This window comes from Luteimonas viscosa, from assembly GCF_008244685.1.
Classification (GTDB): Bacteria; Pseudomonadota; Gammaproteobacteria; order Xanthomonadales; family Xanthomonadaceae; genus Luteimonas; species Luteimonas viscosa.
Window position 1 is genome coordinate 647,750 of record NZ_VTFT01000001.1, and the last position, 20,877, is coordinate 668,626.

General features: G+C 71.3%; 20 protein-coding genes. 12 read left to right on the forward strand and 8 right to left on the reverse strand.

The features are described from left to right. Positions 1-128: 128 nt before the first annotated feature. Both FZO89_RS02990 and FZO89_RS02995 read left to right on the forward strand, forming a co-directional pair. The gene (locus tag FZO89_RS02990; protein WP_149101867.1) at positions 129-710 is read left to right on the forward strand and encodes a TetR/AcrR family transcriptional regulator; all 582 of its coding nucleotides are present in this window, start codon (positions 129-131) and stop codon (positions 708-710) included. Beyond that, the gene (locus tag FZO89_RS02995; RefSeq protein ID WP_149101868.1) at positions 694-2,139 is read left to right on the forward strand and encodes a nitrilase-related carbon-nitrogen hydrolase; all 1,446 of its coding nucleotides are present in this window, start codon (positions 694-696) and stop codon (positions 2,137-2,139) included. The genes FZO89_RS02990 and FZO89_RS02995 overlap by 17 nt, the downstream gene beginning before the upstream one ends. A 66-nt stretch (positions 2,140-2,205) precedes the next feature. Here the strand turns inward: FZO89_RS02995 and FZO89_RS03000 are convergent, their stop codons facing one another. Continuing rightward, positions 2,206-2,538 (reverse strand): hypothetical protein, encoded by a 333-nt coding sequence (locus tag FZO89_RS03000; protein WP_149101869.1) that lies wholly within the window; start codon positions 2,536-2,538, stop codon positions 2,206-2,208. Positions 2,539-2,790: 252 nt separating this feature from the next. On the opposite strand from FZO89_RS03000, the gene FZO89_RS03005 reads away from it, so the two are divergent. From FZO89_RS03005 to FZO89_RS03015, 3 genes are read left to right on the forward strand one after another with little or no spacing between them, the layout of a single operon-like run. Then, positions 2,791-4,062, forward strand: a complete 1,272-nt coding sequence (locus FZO89_RS03005) for an alkaline phosphatase family protein (protein WP_149101870.1) — start codon at positions 2,791-2,793, stop codon at positions 4,060-4,062. Positions 4,063-4,111: 49 nt separating this feature from the next. Next, positions 4,112-5,650: a DNA-3-methyladenine glycosylase 2 family protein gene (locus FZO89_RS03010; RefSeq protein WP_187471019.1), complete on the forward strand. Its 1,539-nt coding sequence runs from the start codon at positions 4,112-4,114 to the stop codon at positions 5,648-5,650. Continuing rightward, positions 5,647-6,150 (forward strand): methylated-DNA--[protein]-cysteine S-methyltransferase, encoded by a 504-nt coding sequence (locus FZO89_RS03015; RefSeq protein WP_149101871.1) that lies wholly within the window; start codon positions 5,647-5,649, stop codon positions 6,148-6,150. Before FZO89_RS03010 ends, FZO89_RS03015 begins: the two co-directional genes overlap by 4 nt. A 15-nt stretch (positions 6,151-6,165) precedes the next feature. On the opposite strand, the gene ubiM is transcribed toward FZO89_RS03015, so the two are convergent. The 5 genes from ubiM to FZO89_RS03040 form a co-directional block, all read right to left on the reverse strand. Then, positions 6,166-7,338 (reverse strand): 5-demethoxyubiquinol-8 5-hydroxylase UbiM, encoded by a 1,173-nt coding sequence (ubiM, locus tag FZO89_RS03020; RefSeq protein WP_149101872.1) that lies wholly within the window; start codon positions 7,336-7,338, stop codon positions 6,166-6,168. 166 nt (positions 7,339-7,504) lie between these two features. Next, positions 7,505-8,275, reverse strand: a complete 771-nt coding sequence (locus FZO89_RS03025) for a LytR/AlgR family response regulator transcription factor (RefSeq protein ID WP_149101873.1) — start codon at positions 8,273-8,275, stop codon at positions 7,505-7,507. Beyond that, entirely contained in the window at positions 8,272-9,504 is a 1,233-nt protein-coding gene (locus FZO89_RS03030; RefSeq protein ID WP_149101874.1) for a sensor histidine kinase, read from the reverse strand. Before FZO89_RS03030 ends, FZO89_RS03025 begins: the two co-directional genes overlap by 4 nt. Positions 9,505-9,509: 5 nt before the next feature. Beyond that, positions 9,510-11,174 (reverse strand): serine hydrolase, encoded by a 1,665-nt coding sequence (locus FZO89_RS03035; RefSeq protein WP_149101875.1) that lies wholly within the window; start codon positions 11,172-11,174, stop codon positions 9,510-9,512. A 114-nt stretch (positions 11,175-11,288) separates the two neighbouring features. Next, the gene (locus tag FZO89_RS03040) at positions 11,289-12,536 is read right to left on the reverse strand and encodes a formimidoylglutamate deiminase (protein WP_149101876.1); all 1,248 of its coding nucleotides are present in this window, start codon (positions 12,534-12,536) and stop codon (positions 11,289-11,291) included. Positions 12,537-12,608: 72 nt separating this feature from the next. Between FZO89_RS03040 and FZO89_RS03045 the strand changes: the two genes are divergently transcribed. The 3 genes from FZO89_RS03045 to FZO89_RS03055 are packed head-to-tail and all read left to right on the forward strand — an operon-like array spanning position 12,609 to position 15,232. After that, positions 12,609-12,794 carry a hypothetical protein gene (locus tag FZO89_RS03045; RefSeq protein ID WP_149101877.1) on the forward strand — a complete coding sequence of 62 codons (186 nt, stop codon included), beginning with the start codon at positions 12,609-12,611 and terminating at the stop codon, positions 12,792-12,794. After that, positions 12,772-14,007: an imidazolonepropionase gene (gene hutI, locus FZO89_RS03050; protein WP_149104012.1), complete on the forward strand. Its 1,236-nt coding sequence runs from the start codon at positions 12,772-12,774 to the stop codon at positions 14,005-14,007. Before FZO89_RS03045 ends, hutI begins: the two co-directional genes overlap by 23 nt. Before the next feature lie 16 nt (positions 14,008-14,023). Then, positions 14,024-15,232, forward strand: coding sequence for a dipeptidase (locus tag FZO89_RS03055; RefSeq protein WP_149101878.1), 1,209 nt, complete (start codon positions 14,024-14,026; stop codon positions 15,230-15,232). A gap of 96 nt (positions 15,233-15,328) precedes the next feature. On the opposite strand, the gene FZO89_RS03060 is transcribed toward FZO89_RS03055, so the two are convergent. Then, on the reverse strand, positions 15,329-15,514 hold the full coding sequence (locus tag FZO89_RS03060; protein ID WP_149101879.1) for a 30S ribosomal protein THX: 186 nt from the start codon (positions 15,512-15,514) through the stop codon (positions 15,329-15,331). A 119-nt stretch (positions 15,515-15,633) separates the two neighbouring features. Beyond that, positions 15,634-16,044, reverse strand: coding sequence for a MerC domain-containing protein (locus tag FZO89_RS03065; protein WP_149101880.1), 411 nt, complete (start codon positions 16,042-16,044; stop codon positions 15,634-15,636). Positions 16,045-16,126: 82 nt separating this feature from the next. On the opposite strand from FZO89_RS03065, the gene FZO89_RS03070 reads away from it, so the two are divergent. The 4 genes from FZO89_RS03070 to FZO89_RS03085 all read left to right on the forward strand — a co-directional run bounded on the left by FZO89_RS03070 (position 16,127) and on the right by FZO89_RS03085 (position 20,863). Beyond that, complete coding sequence (locus FZO89_RS03070; protein ID WP_149101881.1) at positions 16,127-18,352, forward strand: TonB-dependent receptor domain-containing protein; 2,226 nt, start codon at positions 16,127-16,129, stop codon at positions 18,350-18,352. Between the two features lie 449 nt (positions 18,353-18,801). Next, entirely contained in the window at positions 18,802-19,272 is a 471-nt protein-coding gene (locus FZO89_RS03075) for a MarR family winged helix-turn-helix transcriptional regulator (RefSeq protein ID WP_149101882.1), read from the forward strand. Then, positions 19,269-20,501 carry an MFS transporter gene (locus tag FZO89_RS03080; RefSeq protein ID WP_149101883.1) on the forward strand — a complete coding sequence of 411 codons (1,233 nt, stop codon included), beginning with the start codon at positions 19,269-19,271 and terminating at the stop codon, positions 20,499-20,501. The genes FZO89_RS03075 and FZO89_RS03080 overlap by 4 nt, the downstream gene beginning before the upstream one ends. Further along, positions 20,498-20,863: a cupin domain-containing protein gene (locus FZO89_RS03085; protein WP_149101884.1), complete on the forward strand. Its 366-nt coding sequence runs from the start codon at positions 20,498-20,500 to the stop codon at positions 20,861-20,863. Before FZO89_RS03080 ends, FZO89_RS03085 begins: the two co-directional genes overlap by 4 nt. Positions 20,864-20,877 lie beyond the last annotated feature (14 nt).

Here is a 20,877-nt window from a genome sequence, read left to right on the forward strand (position 1 = left end):
TGTCTTCGCGGGGAAGTGTGCGCCGCAGTCCCCCGCGCTGCCAGCCGTGCGCCCTTCCGAAGACGCCCTGCGCTACCGGAATCGGCCCGTTCTTGCAATTCCGCGCGCCACATGTATACAGTGTATACATGCCCTCCCGCACCACCGCCGAACGCATCCTCAATGCCGCCCGCGTGCTGTTCGAGCGCGAAGGCCCCGGCGCGGTGAGCATGCGCCGGGTGGCCGAAGCGGTCGGGATCACGCCGATGGCGATCTACCGCCACTTCCCCAATCGCGAGGCGCTGCTCAAGCGCATCAGCGACGACAGCTTCAACGAGATCGCACACCACTGGGCCGCGCGCAAGTCGGGCGGCGACCCGATCGCGCAACTGGTGGCGATCCAGCTGATCTACCTCGATTACGCGCTGGCGCACCCGCACCTGTTCGACCATGCGTTCTCGGTGCGGCGCGACGACGCGCGGCGCTTTCCCGAGGATTTCCACGCGAGGCGTTCGCCGACGGCGAACGTGGCCCATGACGCGGTGGTCGAGGCGCAGCAGCAGGGCGTGTTGCGCGCCGGAGATCCGTGGGACATCACCATGACCCTGTGGGGGCATTCGCACGGGCTGATCGCGCTGTATCGCGCCGGTCGCTTCAGCTACGACGATCGTCGCTTCCAGGCCTTTTATGAAGCGTCACTGGGGAGATTGCTCGATGGACTCAGGAACTGATCGCCTGTCGCCGACGATCGCGGCCGTCGCTGTCGCGCTGACCGCACTCGGCTGGTGGTTCGGCACCGCGTTGCAGCCGCTGTGGTGGGCGGCGTGGCTGGCGCCGCTGCCGCTGCTGGCGGCGGCGGTGCGCATGCGGGCGCGCTGGGCCGCGCTGGCGACGTTCGTCGCGTTCGCGCTGGGTGGCCTGAACCTGTGGCACTACCTGCACGACGTGATCCGGTTGCCGCTGGCCGTCGTGCTGCAGGCGATCGCGATGCCGGCACTGGCGATGATCCCGGCTGTGCTGCTGTTCCGCGCGCTGGCGCGACGCGGCTGGCTGCTGGCGGCGACGTTCTCCGTGCCCGCCTCCGCCACCGGCCTGGCCTGGCTGTCCGCGCGACTGTCGCCGCACGGCACCTTCGGCAACATCGCGTACACGCAGATGGACGCGGTGCCGCTGCTGCAGGTGGCCGCGCTCGCCGGCCTGTGGGGCGTGGGCTTCCTGGTCTGGCTGGGGCCGTCGATGCTGGCCGTGGCGCTCGCAGCGCCGGGCGAATCGCGGCAGCGCGTCGCGGCCCTGGTTGCCGGCGCCTGCGTGCTCGCAGTGGCGCTCGGTTTCGGCGCGTGGCGGCTGCAGCACGATGTGCCGTCTTCGCAGGTGCGCGTGGCCCTGCTGAGCGTGGGTGGCGACGGCAGCCACAGTGCCGACCTCGATACGGATGCAGGACGCGATCTGCTTGCGCGCTACGTTTCGGAAATCGAACGTATCGCCGGTACCGACGATGTCGATGTGCTGGTGATGCCCGAATCCGCGCTGCTGGTGCGGTCGCACGCCATCGCGCCGCTGCAGGCGCTGGCCGACCGCCACCGACTCCGCATCGTGATCGGCGCCGAAGACCATGCCGATCCGGCGCGCAGGCGCAACTCCGCGCTGGTGTTCGACCCGCAGGCATCGATGCCGTCCGCCTACCACAAGCGGCACCTGATCCCGGGACTCGAAGCGCACTACACGCCGGGCGAAACGCGCACCATGCTCGACGGCGCGCCCGCCACGGGCGTGTCGATCTGCAAGGATCTCGACTTCACCTCGACCGCACGCGACCATGCCGCACGCGGTACCCAGCTGCTGCTGGTGCCGGCCTGGGACTTCGACGTGGACGCCTGGCTGCACGGGCGGATGGCGGTGATGCGCGGCATCGAAGGCGGCTTCGCGATCGCCCGCGCGGCGCGCGACGGCCACCTGACCCTCAGCGACGACCGGGGCCGCGTGCTGGCCGAAGCCTCCGCGGTGGGCGCCGACGGACCGGTCTCGCTGGTGGCGGATCTTGCGCTGCGGGCGACGCGTACGCCCTACCGGCGCTGGGGCGATGCCTTCGGCGCGGCCTGCCTGGTTCTCGCGTGCCTGCTGGCGCTCAGCCTGTTGCGCCGCCGGACGCCGGGTCGCTAGCGAAGATACCGGCGATCGGCGCGTAAACCGGATTGCCGGCGGTTGCCCGCCCGGACCCCGATCCGATCAGCGGATCGAGGGATCGAGCCGGCGCAGCGCGTCGCGCAGGTCGGCCGAACCGGTACGCTCGATGTCCTCGCGCGTGTACACGCGGCCGGCGGCGTTGACGCACTCGTCTTCGGACTTCTTCGAACGGTTGCGGCTCGCGACGATGCGCGATCCGGTTTCGCGGATGCAGAAGCGCTCGTCGGGATCGGCCTTCCTGGTCGCGGCGCTGCCGGCTTCCTCCGGCTCTTCATCCTGCGCCAACGCCGTGGCAGGCACCACCGCGAACGCGGCGACGGCCAGGACGGCGGCGAACAGGGGGCGGGGCAACAACCTGGAAGGAAGGGACTTCATGGAGCACCTCGGGAGGACGATCCGGCCGGATGGCCACGCACCAACATACGCTCCGCACAGCGCGATTCAACGCATTGCACGATGGCGATTCAGACCGCTGTCAGCGTCGGCGCCGTCGCGGCCGTGGCGCGGCCGTCATGCACCGATGGCACGTGCGCCCGAACGGCAACGCCGCGGTGTCGCCCGCACGCGGTCCGACTCCGCGCACCCTGTCGAAGCGGGGATTGTCACATTCCTCCGTATCATGGCCGGATGACCGGACTGTCCCGCCTGTTCGTTCCGCTGTGCCTGTTTCTGCTCAGCGCCTGCACGACGACGCCCGCGCCCTTGGCTGCCAGCGGCGACGCAACGCGCGCGCTGCTGCTGGTGTCGCTGGATGGCGTGCATCCCTCGTACCTCGCACGCGGCGACACACCCCATCTCGACCGGCTGGCGCACGAGGGCGTGCGCGCGGAATGGATGAATCCGTCCTACCCGTCGCTGACGTTCCCGAACCACTACACGATCGTGACCGGGCTGCGGCCGGACCGGCACGGCATCGTCCACAACACGATGCGCGACGACGCGCTCGGCGGGTTCTGGCTGGCGAACCGCGACGCGGTCGGGGACAGCCGCTGGTGGAGCGGCGAGCCGATCTGGGTCGGCGCGGAGAACGCCGGCCTGGCCACCGCCACGCTCGCGTGGCCCGGCAGCGAGGCGCCGGTTGCGGGCGTGCGCCCGACGCGCTGGCATCCGTTCGACAAGGACCGCACGATCGCCGCGCGCGTCGACATGACGGCGGGGTGGCTGACGGAGCCGGCCGCCACCCGCCCGCGCTTCGCAACGCTCTATTTCGAACATCCCGACAGCAGCGCGCATGCGCACGGCCCGCGGTCGGCGCAACTGCGCGCGACGATGCGCGAGGTCGATGCCGCGATCGGCACCCTGCTGGCCAGGCTGGAGGCCGCCGGCGTGCGCGAGACCACCGACCTGGTGATCGTCTCCGACCATGGCATGGCCGAAGTGCCGGAAGGCCAGGTGGTCGTGGTCGAAGACATGGCCGACCCGACGGTGGCGGTCGCGGTGACGTCGGGACAGGTCGTCGGCTTCCGGCCTGTCGAGGGTCGCGAAGCGGAGGCGGAGGAGGCGCTGCTAGGCCGCCATGCGCATCACCAGTGCTGGCGCAGGCACGAATTGCCGCCACGCTGGCGCTACGGCACCCATCCTCGGGTGCCGCCGATCGTCTGCCAGATGGACAAGGGCTGGGACGCGCTGCCACGCAAATATCTCGCGCGCCGGCCCGCGGGCACCCGTGGCTCGCACGGCTACGATCCGGCGGAACCGGAGATGCGCGCGATCTTCATCGCCAGTGGCCCGTCGTTCCGGCGCGGCGTCACCCTGCCCGCCTTCGACAACGTGGACGTGTACCCGCTGCTCGCGCGTCTGCTCGGGGTACCGCCCGCGCCCCACGAGGGCGCCCTGGAAAAGCTGCTGCCGGCCCTCGACAGGGCGTTGCCGGAAGCGGTCCCCGGCGCGCCGCATTGATGTCCGAAAACGGCGAGTCGGGCGCCGGCCCCGGCGCTAGACTGCGCCCATGTCGATTCCCTCACTACCCGACGTCGCGATCTGCGAGCAGGCCCGCCTGAGCCGCGATCCGCGCTTCGACGGCCTGTTCTTCACCGCGGTCTCCAGCACCGGCATCTATTGCCGTCCGACCTGCCCGGCGCCTGCGCCGAAGCCGCGCAACGTGCGCTACTACCCGAACGCCGCCGCGGCCGAGTCGGCCGGCTATCGGCCCTGCCTGCGTTGCCGGCCGGAACTCTCGCCGGCCGACGGGGCCTGGCGACGCGGCGACGACACGATCGCGCGCGCGCTCAAGCTGATCGACCAGGGACTGCTCGCGGAACAACCGCTGGCGGCGCTGGCCGCACGCGTGCATGTCGGCGAACGGCAGTTGCGGCGGCTGTTCGTCGAGCGCCTCGGCGCGCCGCCGACCGGCGTGCACGGGACCCGGCGGCTGCTGTTCGCCAAGCAGTTGCTCACCGAGACGACATTGCCGATCACCGGCATCGCGCTCGCCGCCGGCTTCGGCAGCCTGCGGCGGTTCAACACCACGTTCCGCGAGGCCTACCGCATGGCGCCCCGCGAGCTGCGTCGCCGCCGGCATCCGGCCGACGGCGACGTGCTCGCCCTGCGCCTGGCCTATCGACCGCCGTACGACTTCGCGGCGATGCTCGATTTCCTGCGCGGGCGCGCGCTGCCCGGCGTGGAGGTGGTCGACGCCACGCACTACCTGCGCGTGATCGGCGATGCCGACGCGCCCGGCTGGCTGCGCGTGGGCGCATGGCCGCGCGGCGATGGCGAGGATGGCCACGCACTGAAGCTCGAGGTGCACGGCTGCCCGCCGGCGCGGTTGCTGGCGCTGGTCGAACGCGTGCGCCGCATGTTCGACCTGGATGCCGATCCACGCGCGATCAACGACACGCTGTCGCGCGATCCGCGCCTGCGCGCATTGGTGCGCAAGCGCCCGGGTCTGCGCCTGCCCAGCGGCTGGGACGGTTTCGAGATCGCGCTGCGCGCTGTGATCGGCCAGCAGGTCAGCGTCGCCGCCGCGCGCACGCTCACCACGCGCCTGGCCGAACGTTTCGGCACGCCGCTGCCGGATGCGTTTGCGGCGCGTGGCCTGTCGCATTTCTTCCCGACGCCGGAGCGTCTGCTCGACGCGGACCTGGCCGGCATCGGCCTGACCGCCGCGCGCGCGGCGACGATCCGCACGATCGCGCAGGCGGTCGTGGACGGCCGGGTGGACTTCCGCGCCGAGCGCACGCTCGACGAGATCGTCGAGCGCTGGACCGCCCTGCCCGGCATCGGGCCGTGGACCGCGCAGTACATCGCGCTGCGCGCGCTCGGACATCCCGATGCCTTCCCCGCCGAAGATCTCGTGTTGCAGAAGCACGCCGTCGGCGACGGCGGCCGGCTGACCAGCAGGCAGTTGCTGGCCCACGCAGAGCCATGGCGTCCGTGGCGCGGCTACGCCGTGATCCAGCTGTGGCGCGACGCGGCGCTGGCGCCCCGCCCCGCCACGACCCCGTCCAAACCCCGGAAGCCCACCGCACGCAGGAGCGCGGCATGAACGTCCAGACCACCTTCGTCGACAGCCCGGTCGGCCCCCTGTTCCTCGCCGCGGACGATGCGGGCCTGCGCGCGATCGAGTTCCGCGACAACCGCCACCCGGTCCGGCGCGGCGACGACTGGCAGGAAGGCGACAACGCGGTCCTGCGCATGGCGCGCCACCAGCTGGGCGAGTACTTTGCCGGCACGCGGCGCACGTTCGACCTGCCGCTGTCGCCGCACGGCACAGACTTCCAGCGCAACGTCTGGACCACGCTGGCGACGATTCCCTACGGCGAGACGGTCAGCTACGCGCAGCTCGCCGCGCGGGTCGGTCGACCGGGCGCGTCGCGTGCGGTCGGCGCCGCCAACGGGCGCAACCCGCTGCCGATCGTGCTGCCCTGCCACCGCGTGATCGGCGCCGATGGCGCGCTCACCGGTTTCGGCGGCGGCCTGCCGACCAAGCAGTACCTGCTCAAGCTCGAAGGCGCCTTGCCGCCGGAGTTCGACCTGTTCGGATAGCGCGCAGCCCGGCCGTCACCCGGCCTCGGTCAGCCGCGCGGCGATCGCGCGCCGGAACGGCGGCAGGGCGTTGGCGACCCGCAGGATCGCGCCCCGCAGGCCACGCGCGACAGCCCGGTCGTCGGTGAACACGCGCACCACCAGGCGCGTCGCGGCGTAGATCGGCCAGGCCGCGGCACGGTGCCTGCGTCGGTATTGGTCCATGACCGCGTCCGAGCCGATGTCGCGCCCTTCCCCCTGCGCCCGCAACACCGCTTCGGCCAGGGTCGCCTGTCCCTGCAGGCCGAGATTGAAGCCGTGCGCGGTGACCGGGTGCATGCCGACGGCGGCATCGCCCACCAGCGCCGCGCGCGACGCCGTGAACCGGTCGGCGAACACCGACACCAGCGGATAGACATGGCGCGTACCGATGGCGCCCATCGTGCCCAGCCGGCCACGCAGTCGGCGCTGCATGTCGGCGGCGAACGCCACGTCGTCCAGCACTTCGATCGCGGCCATCTCCTGCGGCGGCAGCGTCAGCACCACCGAGGCGCGATCGCCGTTGAGCGGCAGCAGCGCCAGCGTCTGGCCGTAGTCGAACCACTCCCGGGCCACGTGTCCGTGCGGGCGCTCGTGCGCGAGGCGCGCGACCAGCATGCGCCTGCCGTGGTCGTAGGAACGAGCGCCGATGCCGAGCATCCGCCGCACCTGGGAGAAACGGCTGTCGGCGGCGACCAGCAGGCGCGCCTGGATGCGCCCGCCGTCGTCCAGCGACAGCACGATGCGCCCGGCTTCGCGCGCCACGCCGCGCACCTCGCGCCCGGTCATCAGTTCGACCTCCGGCTGGCCGGCCACCAGTTCGTACGCCGCGCGCCGGATCAGGTGGTTCGGCACCAGCCAGCCGAGCTGCGGGCTGCGTCCGTCGGCCGCGCTGACGAGCAGGCCGCGGCTTGCGTCGCCATCGATGACTTCCGCATCGCCCAGCTCCGACACCTCGCCGGCCTCGAACCGCTGCCACAGCCCGAGCCGTTCGAGGATGGCGCGCGAGGCATGCGTGAGCGCGATCTCGCGACCGTCGAACGCGGGTTCGGCGATCGCGGCGGCCGGCTGCCGCTCGACGATCGCGATCGACAGGCCGCTGCCTGCCAGCGACCGGGCGAAACACAGCCCGGCCGGGCCGGCTCCGACGATCGCGATGTCGACGTTCATGCTCCGGTGCTCCGCTGCAAAGGCGCCAGCATGTCCAATCCCCGTGCGCCAGGCATTGATCCGGGTCATGGGAATGCCTGCGGCCACGCTCCCGCTCCGCCGGGAGGCCGGCCGCGCAGTCCGTGGCGCGGGCGCCGCGATCGTGGCGAAGCCGGTCCCGGCGCCGTCACATTCCGCGGAAGCGATGGAGGAAGGCCGCGCTCACCGGGAGCCAGTCGTCGCTGCCCCGCAGGCGGATGCCGTGCTTGCCCAGTTCGTCCTTCTGCACGCGGTCGATGGCCGGAACGCGCACCACGGTACCGCGGTGGACCTGCCAGAACGTGTCCGGGTCCAGCCCGGCCAGCAGGTCCTTGATCGGCATGCGGATGGTCGCCTCGCCCTCGCGCGTCACCACGCTGACGTACTTGTCGCGGGCCTGGAAGTACAGCACCTCGTCGATGCCGATCATGCGCACGCTGTCGCCCGCACTGGCGCTGATCCAGCGGATCAGGCGTTCGCCGGCCGGACGCAGCCGGGCTTCGAGCGCGGCGACGTCCACGTGCCGGTCGTGGGCCGGTTCCCCGAGGCGCGCGCGCAGCCGCTGGACCGCCTGGTCGAGCCGCGCGGGCTGGATCGGCTTCGGCAGGTAGTCGATCGCGCCGGCCTCGAACGCGCGGATCGCGTACTCGTCGTAGGCCGTGGTGAACACGACCTGGGCGCCGGACGCCACCGCCGCCGTGGCCACGTCCAGGCCGCTGACGCCGGGCATGCGGATGTCGAGGAAGGCGACCTGCGGACGATGCTCGACGATCGCCTGCAGGGCGGCGACGCCGTCTTCGCAGGCCGCGACCACGTCGACCCCCGGCCAGGCGGCTTCCAGCATATCCAGCAGTTCCGCGCGTTGCGGCGCTTCGTCCTCGGCCACCAGCACGGTGACCGCCTTCGTTCCATGCGTCATGCCATCGGCTCCATCGGGGTCCGGATCTCGGCCCGCGTGCCCGCGCCCACGCTGCCCGACAGGCGCAGGGCGGCCCGGGTTCCATAGCGTGTCTGCAGCTGCGCGCGCACGTTCGCCAGCCCCATGCCGGGACCGGTACCGGCCTTCAGGCCCACGCCGTCGTCGGACACGGCCACGACCAGCGTATCGGCATCGCGCGATGCGCGGATATCGATGGTGCCGGCGCCGGGTTTGGGCTCGATCCCGTGCTTGACCGCATTCTCCACCAGCGTGATCAGCAGCAGCGGCGGATACCGCAGCCGCCGCAACGAGGGTTCGGCATCGATCCGGCAGGACAGCCTGTCCCCGGAGCGCAGCCGCATCACCTCCAGGTAGCTCGCGCAGATGTCGAGCTGTTGACCCAGTGTGGAGTGCAGCTCGATGTCTTCGCCACGCATCTTCGGGATCGTCGCGCGCAGGTGCGAGACCAGCGCATCCAGCGTCGCCTCCGCGCGCGCCGGGTCGCGGCGCACCAGCGCGCGCACCGAGGCCAGGGTGTTGAACAGGAAGTGCGGTTCCACCTGCGCCTGCAACACGCCCAGGCGCAGGTCGGCGTCGCGCTTCTGCGCGGCCAGTGCCTGCAACTGGCGCCGGTGCAGGTTGCCTTCCCAGCGCCGGCGCTCGCTGAAGTAGGCACGCAGCGCCAGTCCGCCACCGCCGATGCCGTAGATCACGAACAGGACCAGGATGTTGAATGCGAGCGCGATGTTCCCGGCCCGGCCCACGTTCTCCTCGGCGGTCCTGCGCACGGCGCCGAATCCGTCCGTACTGTCGAGTGCACCCGCCACCAGGAGCCGGATCTCGCCGCTGGCCCAGCGGTCGACGAAGAACGCGATCGCCACCCCGGCCAGCCAGGCCACGACCACACCGATGCGTTCGCGCGCTTCAGGCCAGCGCCGATGGCGCACGATGGTGGCCAGCGCCGGCCCGGTGCTGGTCATCAGCACGAACGCGACGAACTGGTAGCCGCCCGCGATCGCCCCTGCGCCATAGCTGCCCGTGGCGACACCGACACCGAGGAACGACATGCCGGCGAGGCCCGCGATCACCACCGCGAACACCACCGTGCGCCCGGCCAGCCAGGGCAGGCTGAAGACCGGATACTGGCGATATCGGCTCCAGACCGCGTTGCCGCCGATCAGCACGTCGGACGGCAGCGGGTCGCGCAGCCCGTACTCGGCGCCGGCCATGCGCGTCAGTTCCGCGGGCCGGACAGCACCTGTCCGCCCTGGTGCAGGTCGAGCGAGGCGACCTCGCCCTTGCCATCGCGCTTGAACACAAGCTCGATGCCGTACGCGGCGGCCTCGAACGTGTCCTTGCCGCGCGCTTCCAGCGGGAACTCGCCCTGTCCGGTCGCCTGCGCACGCAACTTTCCGTCGCGAACGCGCACCGTCAGCGCGAAGTTCGGCATCAGCGGGTATTCGCCCGCGTAGGCGGCCAGCTCCGCTTCCGACAGCGACGGCGCGGCGCTCGGCCCGGCATCGTCGGAGATGCGCGTTGCCGCGAACACACCACCCATCTGCATCCACTGGAACCCGTATTCGCCGTTCGCCTTCTTCTGCGGGCGCAGGATGGCATCGACCACCGTCGGAAAGAAGTCGCCGGCATCGTCGTAGGCCAACCCGAATTCCTCCTGCCCCGTCACCTGGCCGAACAGCTTGCCGTCCCGCTGGCGCAACGATACCTGCGGAAACGGCGGCATCCGGTACTCGCCCGCCAGCGCCTCGAGCAGGGCCGCCGGCGGCGACGCCAGCTTGCGCGGCTTGCCCAGCGGCAACGACGGGTCGACCAGATGCATGCCCAGGCTGCCGAGACTGCCGATGGAGTTCCACGTGGTGTCGGACAGGATCACCACCCCGCGCCGCCGTTCGCGGTCGATCGACACGAACGCGGAAAAGCCGCCGGTACCGCCTTCGTGCAGGTGCACGGTGCGGCCGGCGACCGGCGCCAGCATCCAGTTCATCGCCATCGGCGGCTGTTCGCTGATGCGTTCTTGCGCGCGTTCGAGCGCGGGAGTGATGGCGGTCTCGGCGAAGCCCAGGTTGCCCTGCACGTAGCGCACCATGTCGTCGAGCGTGGCGCGCACGCCCCCCACGCCCGCGAGGTTGGTGGCGAAGTCCCACGACAAGGCCGCCTGCGTGTTCGGCGTGTGCCCGGTCGCGGCGCGCACCCCGGCGGGCGGGTCGTCGACGTAGGCGTGCCGCATGCCCAGCGGCGCGAACAGGCGCCGCTTCAGCAGACTCTCGAAATCCATGCCGGCCCGGCGCGCGATGGCGTACGACAGCACCATCGACGCGAAGTTGGAGTATTCGAAACGGGTGCCCGGCGCAGCGGCCAGCGTCGCGTCGCCAAGCGAGGCCAGCAGGTCGGCCTCGGTCAGTTCCGCATACGGGTTGGCGACGTCGGCGGCCGCGGTCTGCATCCGCGAGGGCAGCGCCGGCAAACCGCTGGTGTGCGTGACCACGTGGCGCAGCAGGATCGGCTCGCCTTCGAACGACGGGACCTTCGTGCCTTCCGGCAGGTAGTCCGACAGCGGATCGTCGAGCGAGGCCTGGCCGCGTTCGATCAGGTCGGCCAGCAGCACGGCGGCCATGGTCTTGCTGACCGATCCGATCTCGAACGCGGTGTCGGGGCCGATGCGGCCCGCGTCGCGCGGATCGGCGCAGCGGTAGGTGCGCGCGACGGTGCCCTGTTCGACGATGGCCACGGCCATGCACGCGCCGGTACGGTCGCTGGCCAGTCTCCGGTCGACGACGGCCTGCAGCGTGGCATCGGTGGTGCTTGCGGCATGGGCGGTCCCGGTACCGCCGGCAAGGATCAGGCAGGTCGCGGCGGCCAGCCCGGTCACGAAGGTCTTCATGGCGATGGTCTCCTGTGGTCGGATGCCGGCAGCCTGCCCCGTGCCGCTTCGCGTTGCCCGGGTTTGCGACGAAACCGCCCGGCGGCCGGACGAAGCGCCCCTGGCCGCGGACCGTCAGCCCGCCAGCAGGGCCTGCATCGCACTGGAGAAGCGCGCAGCGACCCGGGAGCGATTCACGTGCACGCCATCGGCCACCACCCGCCTGCCTGCCACGCGCACTTCCCGGACGGCATTGCGGTTGCCGCTGAAGATCCAGCGATCGGCGACGTCGTCCGGGGTCGCGCCGGCCAGCTGGGATGCGGCTGCGTCGAGGACGATGGCATCGTCGATGGCGGCGAAGCCGGTCGACCCGCCGGCGCTCGCCAGCACGCGATCGACCAGGGTCGCGCCGACGCTCGGCGACGCCGCGGCGACCGCGATGTTGCGGCGGCGCGTCGACAGCCGCTGTCCGTACTCCAACCAGCGCAGCTCCTCGACCGGCGACACCGAGATGTGCGAATCGGAGCCGATCCCCCAGGCGCCGCGGGCATCCAGATAGTCGCGCAGCCGGAACAGGCCGTCGCCGAGGTTGGCCTCGGTGGTCGGGCAGATCGCCACCGTCGCGCCGGAGCCGGCGACGGCCGCCACCTCCCAGTCGTTGAGGTGGGTTGCATGCACCAGGGTCCAGCGCGCATCGACATCGGCGTTCTTCAGCAGCCACTCCACCGGTCGCAGGTCGCGCACCGCGATGCAGTCCTGCACTTCGCCGACCTGTTCGGCGACATGGATGTGGATGCGCGCATCCGCCGGCAACGCCGCCAGCACCTCGCGCATCGCGTCCGCCGGCACCGCGCGCAGGCTGTGCAGCGCGCAGCCCACGCGGAGCATGTCGTCCTGCCGCGCATGCAGCGCGTTGAACAGGCGCAGGTAGCCGTCGACGTCGTGCCCGAAGCGCTTCTGCCTGTCGTTGAGCGGGCGGCCGTCGAAACCGCCGGTCATGTACAGCACCGGCAGCAGGGTCAGGCGGATGCCGGCCTCGCGCGCCGCCGCGACCAGCGCATCCGACATCGCCGTGGGCGTGGCGTACGGCCTGCCATCGGGCGCATGGTGCAGGTAGTGGAACTCGCAGACCGTGGTGTAGCCGGCCTCGAGCATTTCCGCGTACAGCTGCGAGGCGACCGCGTGCAGCGACTCCGGGTCGAAGCGCGCCGCCATGCGGTACATCGTCTCGCGCCAGGTCCAGAACGAGTCGGCCGGATCGGTCTGGCGCTCCGCCAGGCCGGCCATCGCCCGCTGGAACGCGTGCGAATGCAGGTTGGCGATGCCCGGCAGGCGCCAGCCGGCGGGGACGGCTTCGATCGGTGACTCGGGCGATCCGGACATCGTGGGTTCGGGAGACGACGGGAGTACGCTAGGCTAACGCGCTCGCGCTCCCGTTCACAGGCCGTTTCCGTCATGTTCGAGTCCATCGCCATCGTCGCCCTGCTGCTGATCGCGGTGGCCGTGGTCCTGCTCAAGTCGCGCGAGCGACTGCGCTCTCCCGGAGCGCGGCGCAGTCGCGAAGGCGATGGCGGCGGTTCCGCGGGCCGCGACCACGATGGCGGCGGCGATGGCGGCGATGGCGGGGGCGGAGGTGACTGAGGCCTGGGATGGGCTGATCGTCGGCGCCAGCCTGGCCACGCTCGAGGGCGATGCCGGCTATGCGGCAATCGAGGATGGCGCGCTCGGATGGCGCGGCGACCGGATCACGTTCGTGGGGCGCCGCCGCGACCTGGCGGACGCGCCCGACCGGCTCGCGGCCACGGTAGTGGAGGCCGACGGCGGCTGGATCACGCCCGGCCTGGTCGACTGCCACACCCACCTGGTGTTCGCGGGCGATCGCGCCGGCGAGTTCGAACAGCGGCTGCAGGGCGTGAGCTACGAGGAGATCGCCCGCCGCGGTGGTGGCATCCGCTCCACCGTGAGCGCGACCCGCGATGCCAGCGAGGACGAACTGCTGGCGCAGTCCCTGCCGCGCGCCCGCGCGCTGGTGGGCGACGGCGCGACCACCCTGGAAATCAAGTCCGGCTACGGCCTGGATTTCGACAACGAACGCAAGATGCTGCGCGTGGCGCGTCGCATCGGCCAGTCGCTCGGCGTCGAGGTACGTACCACCTTCCTCGGCGCGCACGCGCTGCCGCGCGAGTACCTCGGGCGCGCCGACGAATACATCGACCGCGTCTGCGAGTGGCTGCCCCCGTTGCACGCCGAAGGCCTGGTAGACGCGGTCGACGCGTTCGCCGAGCGGATCGGCTTCAACCTCGCCCAGACCCGGCGCGTGTTCGAAGCCGCGAGGACACTCGGGCTGCCGGTGAAGCTGCATGCCGACCAGCTCGGCGACGGCGACGGCGCCGCGCTGGTCGCGGAATTCGGGGGCATCTCCGCCGACCACGTCGAATACACCTCTCCCGCCGGCGTGAGCGCGATGGCGCGTGCAGGCACGGTGGCCGTACTGCTGCCCGGCGCCTTCCACGTGCTGCGCGAAACCCAGTTGCCTCCGCTGGCGGAGTTCCGGGCGCAGGGCGTGCCGATGGCGGTCGCGACCGACTGCAATCCCGGCACCTCGCCGCTGCTGTCGCTGCGCCAGGCGATGCAGCTTGCCTGCACCCATTTCCGGCTGACTCCGGAAGAGGCGCTGCGCGGCGCCACCGTCAACGCCGCGCGCGCACTCGGCCTCGACGACCGCGGCGCGCTTCGCGTCGGCCTGCGCGCCGATTTCGTCCACTGGAACATCGCCCGCCCCGCGGAGCTGTGCTACTGGCTGGGAGGCGCGCTGGCACGCGCCGTCCATGCCGGCGGCCGAAGACTGTCCTGACCCACGGAGATTTCGCATGCCCTTGCGCGCCACCCTCGCCGTCGCCCTCTCGATCCTCGTTTGCGCGCCGCTCCATGCCGATGACGACGCACAGCGACGCGCCCAGGCCCTCGCGCAGGACGCGATCATCGTCGATACCCACGTCGACGCGCCCGGCATCCTCTCCGAGACCTGGGCCGACCTCGGCGTGGCCGCGCCGGACCGCGAGTTCGACTACCCGCGCGCGCGCCAGGGCGGGCTGGATATCGCCTTCATGTCGATCTACACCTCGGCGCGCGAGGACGAGCAGGGCCGGGCGCGGCAGTCGGCGCATGCGCAGATCGATGCGGTCGAGGCCCTGGTGCAGCGGCATCCCGACAAGTTCGCGATCCTGACCTCGCCGGCCGACGTCGAGCGCCTGCGCGAAGGTGGCCGCGTGCTGCTGCCGCTGGGGATGGAGAACGGTGCGCCACTCGGCGACGACCTCGCCCAGGTGCAGGCGTTCTTCGATCGCGGCATCCGCTACATCACCCTCGCCCACAGCGCCGCCAACCGGATCTCCGATTCGTCCTATGGCGTTGAGCGCAAGTGGGATGGCCTGAGCCCGTTCGGCCGCCAGGTCGTGGCCGAGATGAACCGCCTCGGGATCATGGTCGACGTCTCGCACGTCTCCGATGCCGCCGCCGCGCAGGCGATCGAACTGAGCACGGTGCCGGTGATCGCCAGCCATTCCGCGTTCCGCCACTTCACGCCCGGCTTCGAACGCAACATCAGCGACGAGCTGGCGCGCGCGATCGCGGACAGGGGCGGCGTGGTGCAGGTGCCGTTCGGCACCGCCTTCGTCAACCCGCAGGCCGCCACCGACATGCAGGCACGGTTCCGCGCGCGCGCCGAGTTCGACCGGCGCAACGCCGAACTGGCCGCCGCCGGCAAGCCGACCGAGGATGCCGCGGCGTTCGAGGCCGCCTGGGAACGCGACCATCCCACGCCGTCGACGCCGCTGTCCGCGGTGCTCGACCAGATCGACCATGGCGTGAAGCTGCTGGGCGTCGACCATGTCGGGATCGGGTCGGACTTCGACGGCGTCGGCGGCGAGCTCGCCGACGGGCTGCGCTCGGTCGCGGATTTCCCGAACCTGGTCGCCGGCCTGCAGGCGCGCGGCTATCCGGACGAAGACATCCGCAAGATCCTCGGCGAGAACCTGCTCCGGGTCTGGCGCGAGGTGGAGGCCGGCGCCCGGCGCTGAGCCGGTGATCCGTCGACTCCTCGGGCCATTGCCCGACGCCCACGAAAAAGCCCCGCATCGCGGGGCTTTTCTTTCACCGCATCCGGATGGAACGGCTTACTCGCCCTTCGCGGCCACCTTCTTCACCGCCTTCTTGGCGGGCGCCCTGGTCGCGGTCTTCGCCACTTTGACCACCGGCGCGGCGGCGCTGCCCGTCGCCTTGGCGACGGCCTTCGGACGCGCGTTGCCGTAGCTGGAGGTGTAGCGCTTGCCCTTGGCGGTCTTGCGGTCGCCCTTGCCCATCGTCGTGCTCCTGGATCTTCTGGATTCGCTGGAATACGGCCCGCAGGCCGCCGCGCCATCGCGCGAGGCCGCGAAGTCTATCACGCGGGCCGTTGCCCAAACCGGTGGCGGCACGCCGGTCAGTGGGCGCAGGTGGCGTCGTGCACGTGGCCGTGGTTGAGCCGCAGGTTCACCAGATGGCCGAGCCCGACCAGGGTGCCACCCAGGGTCATCGCCACCGCATGCGGCACCACGGACTCGTGCAACGGGCTGTAGAGCACACCCAGCCACAGCACCACCAGCCCGGGCAACAGCAGGCCCAGCGCGCGCAAGGCACGGTGGCGCCGGTAGCCCCACAGCAGGCTGGACGCACCAAGCAGGCTGGCGAACAGGACGAATCCGAACTCGAAGCCGTCGCTGAGCCAGACCGCGAGGCCGAGCGAAGGCAGCGCCGCGATCAGCAGCGGCAGCAGCGCGCAATGCGCCGCGCAGGCGATCGAGCCTGCGGCGCCGAAGCGGTCGAGCCAGCGATGACGTTGCGGTGGGGACATGACCTTCGGGGTGTTGACAGCGGGAGGGCGATAAGACCGTAATACTATAACATCACTTTTCCCCGACGGACTTCACACCCCCATGCCTGTTGCCCTTCCCACGCCCGGTCGCCTGTCTGCCGCCCTGCTGCTCGCCCTTGCCGCCCTCCCCGCCGCGGGCCAGGAAGACCCCCGCCACGACGAGATCCAGGACCTGAACGAGGTCGTGGTGCGCGCCACGCCGCTGCCCCGCACCGCCGAGGACCTCACCCGACCGGTGGAAGTGCTGGCCGGTACGCGGCTCGACGAGGCCAAGGCGACCACGCTGGGCGAAACGGTGAGCCGCCTGCCGGGCGTGCAGTCGTCGTACTTCGGCCCGGGCGTGGGCCGGCCGATCATCCGCGGGCTCGACGGGGCGCGCGTACAGGTGCTCAGCGATGGCCTGGCTTCGGGCGACGTGTCGACCGTGAGCGTCGACCATGCAGTATCGATCGAACCGTTCCTGGCCGACCAGATCGAGGTGCTCAAGGGCCCGTCGACGCTGCTGTACGGCAGCGGCGCGATCGGCGGCGCTGTCAACGTGGTCGACGGGCGCATCCCCGAACGCGCCACCGACGCGCCGCTGCAAGGCCGGGCCGAGCTGCGCGCCGGCAGCGGCAACGACGAGCGCACCGGCATGCTTCGGCTGGACGGCACCTCGGCTTCCGGCAACCTCGTGTTCCATCTCGACGCGCTGCATCGCGAGACCGGCGACTACGACATTCCCGGGTACGCCGAGAGCGCCGCGCTGCGCGAGAGCGAACACGGCGAGGACGATCACGACGACGACCACGACCACGACCACGACGAGGAAGAGGCCCACGGCAGCCTGCCCAACAGTTTCGTGCGCACCGACAGCGCCGCGCTGGGCGTGTCCTGGATCGGCGAGCGCGGCTTCGTCGGCGTCGGCGCCAGCCTGTTCAATACACGCTACGGCGTGCCGGGGCATTCGCACGAGCACGAGGACGACCATGGCCACGACGACGACCATGACGACGGCGACGATCACGAAGACGACCACGAGTCGCATGCGGACGAGGGCGTGCACATCGTCATGGACCAGCGCCGCTACGAGGTCCGCGGCGGACTGGACGCGCTCGGCGCGTTCGATACGCTGCGGGTGAAGCTGGCGCATACCGAATACACCCATACCGAGTACGAGGGCGAAGCCATCGGTACCGTGTTCGACAACGACAGCACCGAGTTGCGCCTCGAGCTGGTGCATCGCGACTGGGCCGGATGGGACGGTGCGTTCGGGCTGCAGGCCTGGACCAGGGATTTCCTCGCGATCGGCGACGAGGCCTTCGTGCCGGCGTCGGAATCGCGGGACGCCGGCCTGTTCTGGATCGGCACGCGTACGTTCGGCACGGTCGACCTCGAACTCGGTGCGCGCCACGACCGCAACCGCGTCGAGGTCGACGAGGCCGAAGCGATCGGCCCCTCGCGCGATTTCGACGCCACCAGCCTCTCGGCCGCGGCGCGCTGGCACTTCGGCGACGACCTGCACCTGTCGTTCGGCCTCGATCGCGCGCAGCGCTCGCCCACCGCCGAGGAGCTCTACTCGAACGGGCTGCACGTCGCCACCCGCAGCTACGAGTTCGGCAACCCGGACCTGCGCAACGAAACCGCCAACCGCGCCGAACTCGGCCTGCACTGGCACCACGGTCCGCTGAAGGTCGGGGCGTCGATCTACGCGGTCGACTACCGCGACTTCGTCTACCTCGCCGATACCGGCGTCGAGGACGGCGGCACGCCCGCGCGGGTGTGGAACCAGGCCGATACGCGCTTCACCGGCGGCGAGGTCGACCTGCAGTGGACCTTCCTCGACAACGGGAGCGGCCGCTGGACGCTGCGCGGCTTCGGCGACATGGTGCGCGGCCGCCTCGATGGCGAAGGTACGCGCGAGGTGTCGTTCGCGGTCCCGCACGGCGACCACTTCCACAACTACACCGTCGATCTCGCCCAGGACGGGAACCTGCCCCGGCTCGCGCCGTGGCGCGCCGGCACCGAACTGCGCTGGGAGGGCGGACAGTGGCGCGCCGGCATCGGCGCCATCCGCTACGCACGCCAGGATCGCGTCGCCGAGTACGAGGACGAAACGCCTGGCTACACCCTGGTCAACGCCAACCTCGCCTGGCACCTCGACACCGCGTCCGGAAGGGCACTGGAACTGTTCGTGGACGGCACCAACCTGCTCGACGAGGAAGCGCGGCCGCATACCTCGTTCCTGCGCGACCTGGCGCCGTTGCCCGGGCGCAGCATCGCGGCCGGCGTGCGGATGTTCTTCTGAGCGACCGTGGACCCGGCACACCACCCGCGACGCCGTCGCGCGATGGTGATGCCGGAAGGCCTGCCGGGGCCTGCACGCACCGCCGAAGGGCGGCCGTGGCGCTCCGCAGCCGGGGGCGGCGGGTTCTGGGCGATCCCGCCGCTTCTGATCCTGCGCGACCCCACGCGCGCAAGGGCGATCCGAACGGCGCCCGGGTTCGAAGGCTTCGAGATCGTAACGGGTCGGGGCTGGGGGTCAGACCGCGGCGCCGCGCCGGTGCCGCCGTCGGGATCGCCGTATAGACGTCGGCACGAGTGACCCAGGGGCGAAGGCACGTTCTCCCGGAAGCGAACACCCGGCCCGAATGCGCCTGGCGGACTGCCGCCGCCCTCCCCATGTGGCGTCGACACCCGACGGCGGCACGCAGGCGGCGGTTCCATCGTCGCCGAGATACGTGTATATACACGCACATGGAACCGCACCCGTCCCCTGCGGCTGGTGGCGAGCCCTCCCCGGCCGCCGCCTCGCCCTGCACCTGCTTCCGGCTGCGCAAGCTCAGCCGGCTGCTGTCGCAGCGCTACGATGCCGCGCTGGCGCCGGCGGGCCTCAACGTCAACCAGTACTCGATCCTGCGTCGCGCCGACCGCGCCCCGCATTCCGTCGGCAGTCTCGCGGCCGATCTCGGCATGGACCGCAGCACCCTGAGCCGCGACCTCAGGCACTTGGTCGATGCCGGCTGGCTGCGCAGCGTCGCCTGCGAGGATGCGCGGCGCAGACGCCTCGTGGTGACCGCCAGCGGCAAGCGCCGGATCGCACGCGCCCACCCGCTCTGGCGCACCATACAAGCCGAAGTGGAGGCGCAGGTCGGCGGCCAGGGAGCGCTCGCCAGCCTGCATGCGCAGATCGATGCGGCCACCGCACGCGTGGTGGCGCCGGGATGACGACCGCCACGCCACGCTACTGGCCGCTGGTCCTTGCCGCGACCGCGATCCTGCTGGTGACGATGGGCATCCGCCAGTCGCTGGGACTGTACGTGCAGCCGCTCGCGACGGACACCGGGCTGGGCATCGTCGCCATCAGTTTCGCGCTCGCGGTCGGGCAGCTGGTCTGGGGCGCGGTGCAGCCCGCGTTCGGCGCGTGGGCGGACCAGCGCGGACCCGCTCGCGTGCTGGTCGTGGGCGCCCTGCTGCTGTTCGCCGGCATGGCCCTGGCGCCGGTGCTCGCGTCCGGCTGGGGCCTGGTGCTGACGCTGGGGCTGCTCTCGGCCGCGGGCGCCGGCGCCGGCAGTTTTTCGGTCCTGATCGGCGCGACCGCCGCGGCGACGCCGGAACACAAGCGCTCGTTCGCCGCCGGTGTGATCAATGCCGGTGGCTCCGCCGGGCAGTTCGTGTTCGCGCCGGTCACCCAGGCGATCATCGGCGCGTTCGGGTGGATGGCCGCGATGTGGACCATGGCGGTCGCCGCACTGGCGACCCTGCCGCTCGCCCGCGCACTGCGCGGCAAGCGTGCGTCGGCGGAGCGTGCCGCGGGCGTGGCAGCGCCGGTGCAGCAGGACAACGGCCTGCGCGCGCAGTTGCGCGTCGCCGCCCGCGACCGCAGCTACTGGTGCCTGCACATCGGCTTCTTCACCTGCGGCTTCCACATCGCGTTCCTGGTGACGCACCTGCCGACCGAGATCGCACTCTGCGGACTGTCCGACAGCGTGTCCGCCACCGCGCTGGCGCTGATCGGGCTGTGCAACATCGGCGGCAGCCTGGCGGTGGGCTGGCTCGGCCAGCGCTACCGGATGAAGTCGCTGCTGGCGCTGATGTACGCCAGCCGGGCCATGCTGGTGGGCGTGTACCTGGTGTCGCCGCCGACGCCGTTGACCTTCTACCTGTTCGCCGCCGGCCTCGGCGCGACCTGGCTGGCGACGGTGCCGCCGACCGCGGGCATCATCGGCAAGCTGTTCGGCCCGCGCTACCTGGCCACGCTGTTCGGTTTCACCCTGCTCTCGCACCAGGTCGGAGGCTTCTTCGGCGCCTGGCTCGGCGGCCTGGCGATCGCCCACCTCGGCGACTACACCTGGATGTGGTACGCCGACATCGTGCTGGCGCTGCTGGCGGCGGCGTTCAACCTGCCGATCCGCGAATCCCCGCCGCGCCCCTTTCCGCAGGAGCAACCCGCATGAGCCACGACCCGCCATACGCCATCGATCTCGCAGGCAAGCTCGCCGGCTTCGACGGACACTGGCAGCCACGGACGGTGGCGACGTTCAACGGCCACGATGTCATGGTGGTCAAGGTGCAGGGCGAATTCGTCTGGCACAGCCACGACGATACCGACGACCTGTTCCTGGTGCTTGCCGGCCGCCTGCGGATCGAGCTGCCGCACGCTGTCGTCGAACTCGGACCCGGACAACTGTTCGTCGTGCCGCGAGGCATGCAACACCGGCCGGTGGCGGACGAAGAGGCACACCTGCTGCTGATCGAGCCTACCGGGACCCCGAACACGGGCGATCCCGCCACTGCGGCGCAGCGCCGGACGATCTGAGCGGCCATCCGAAG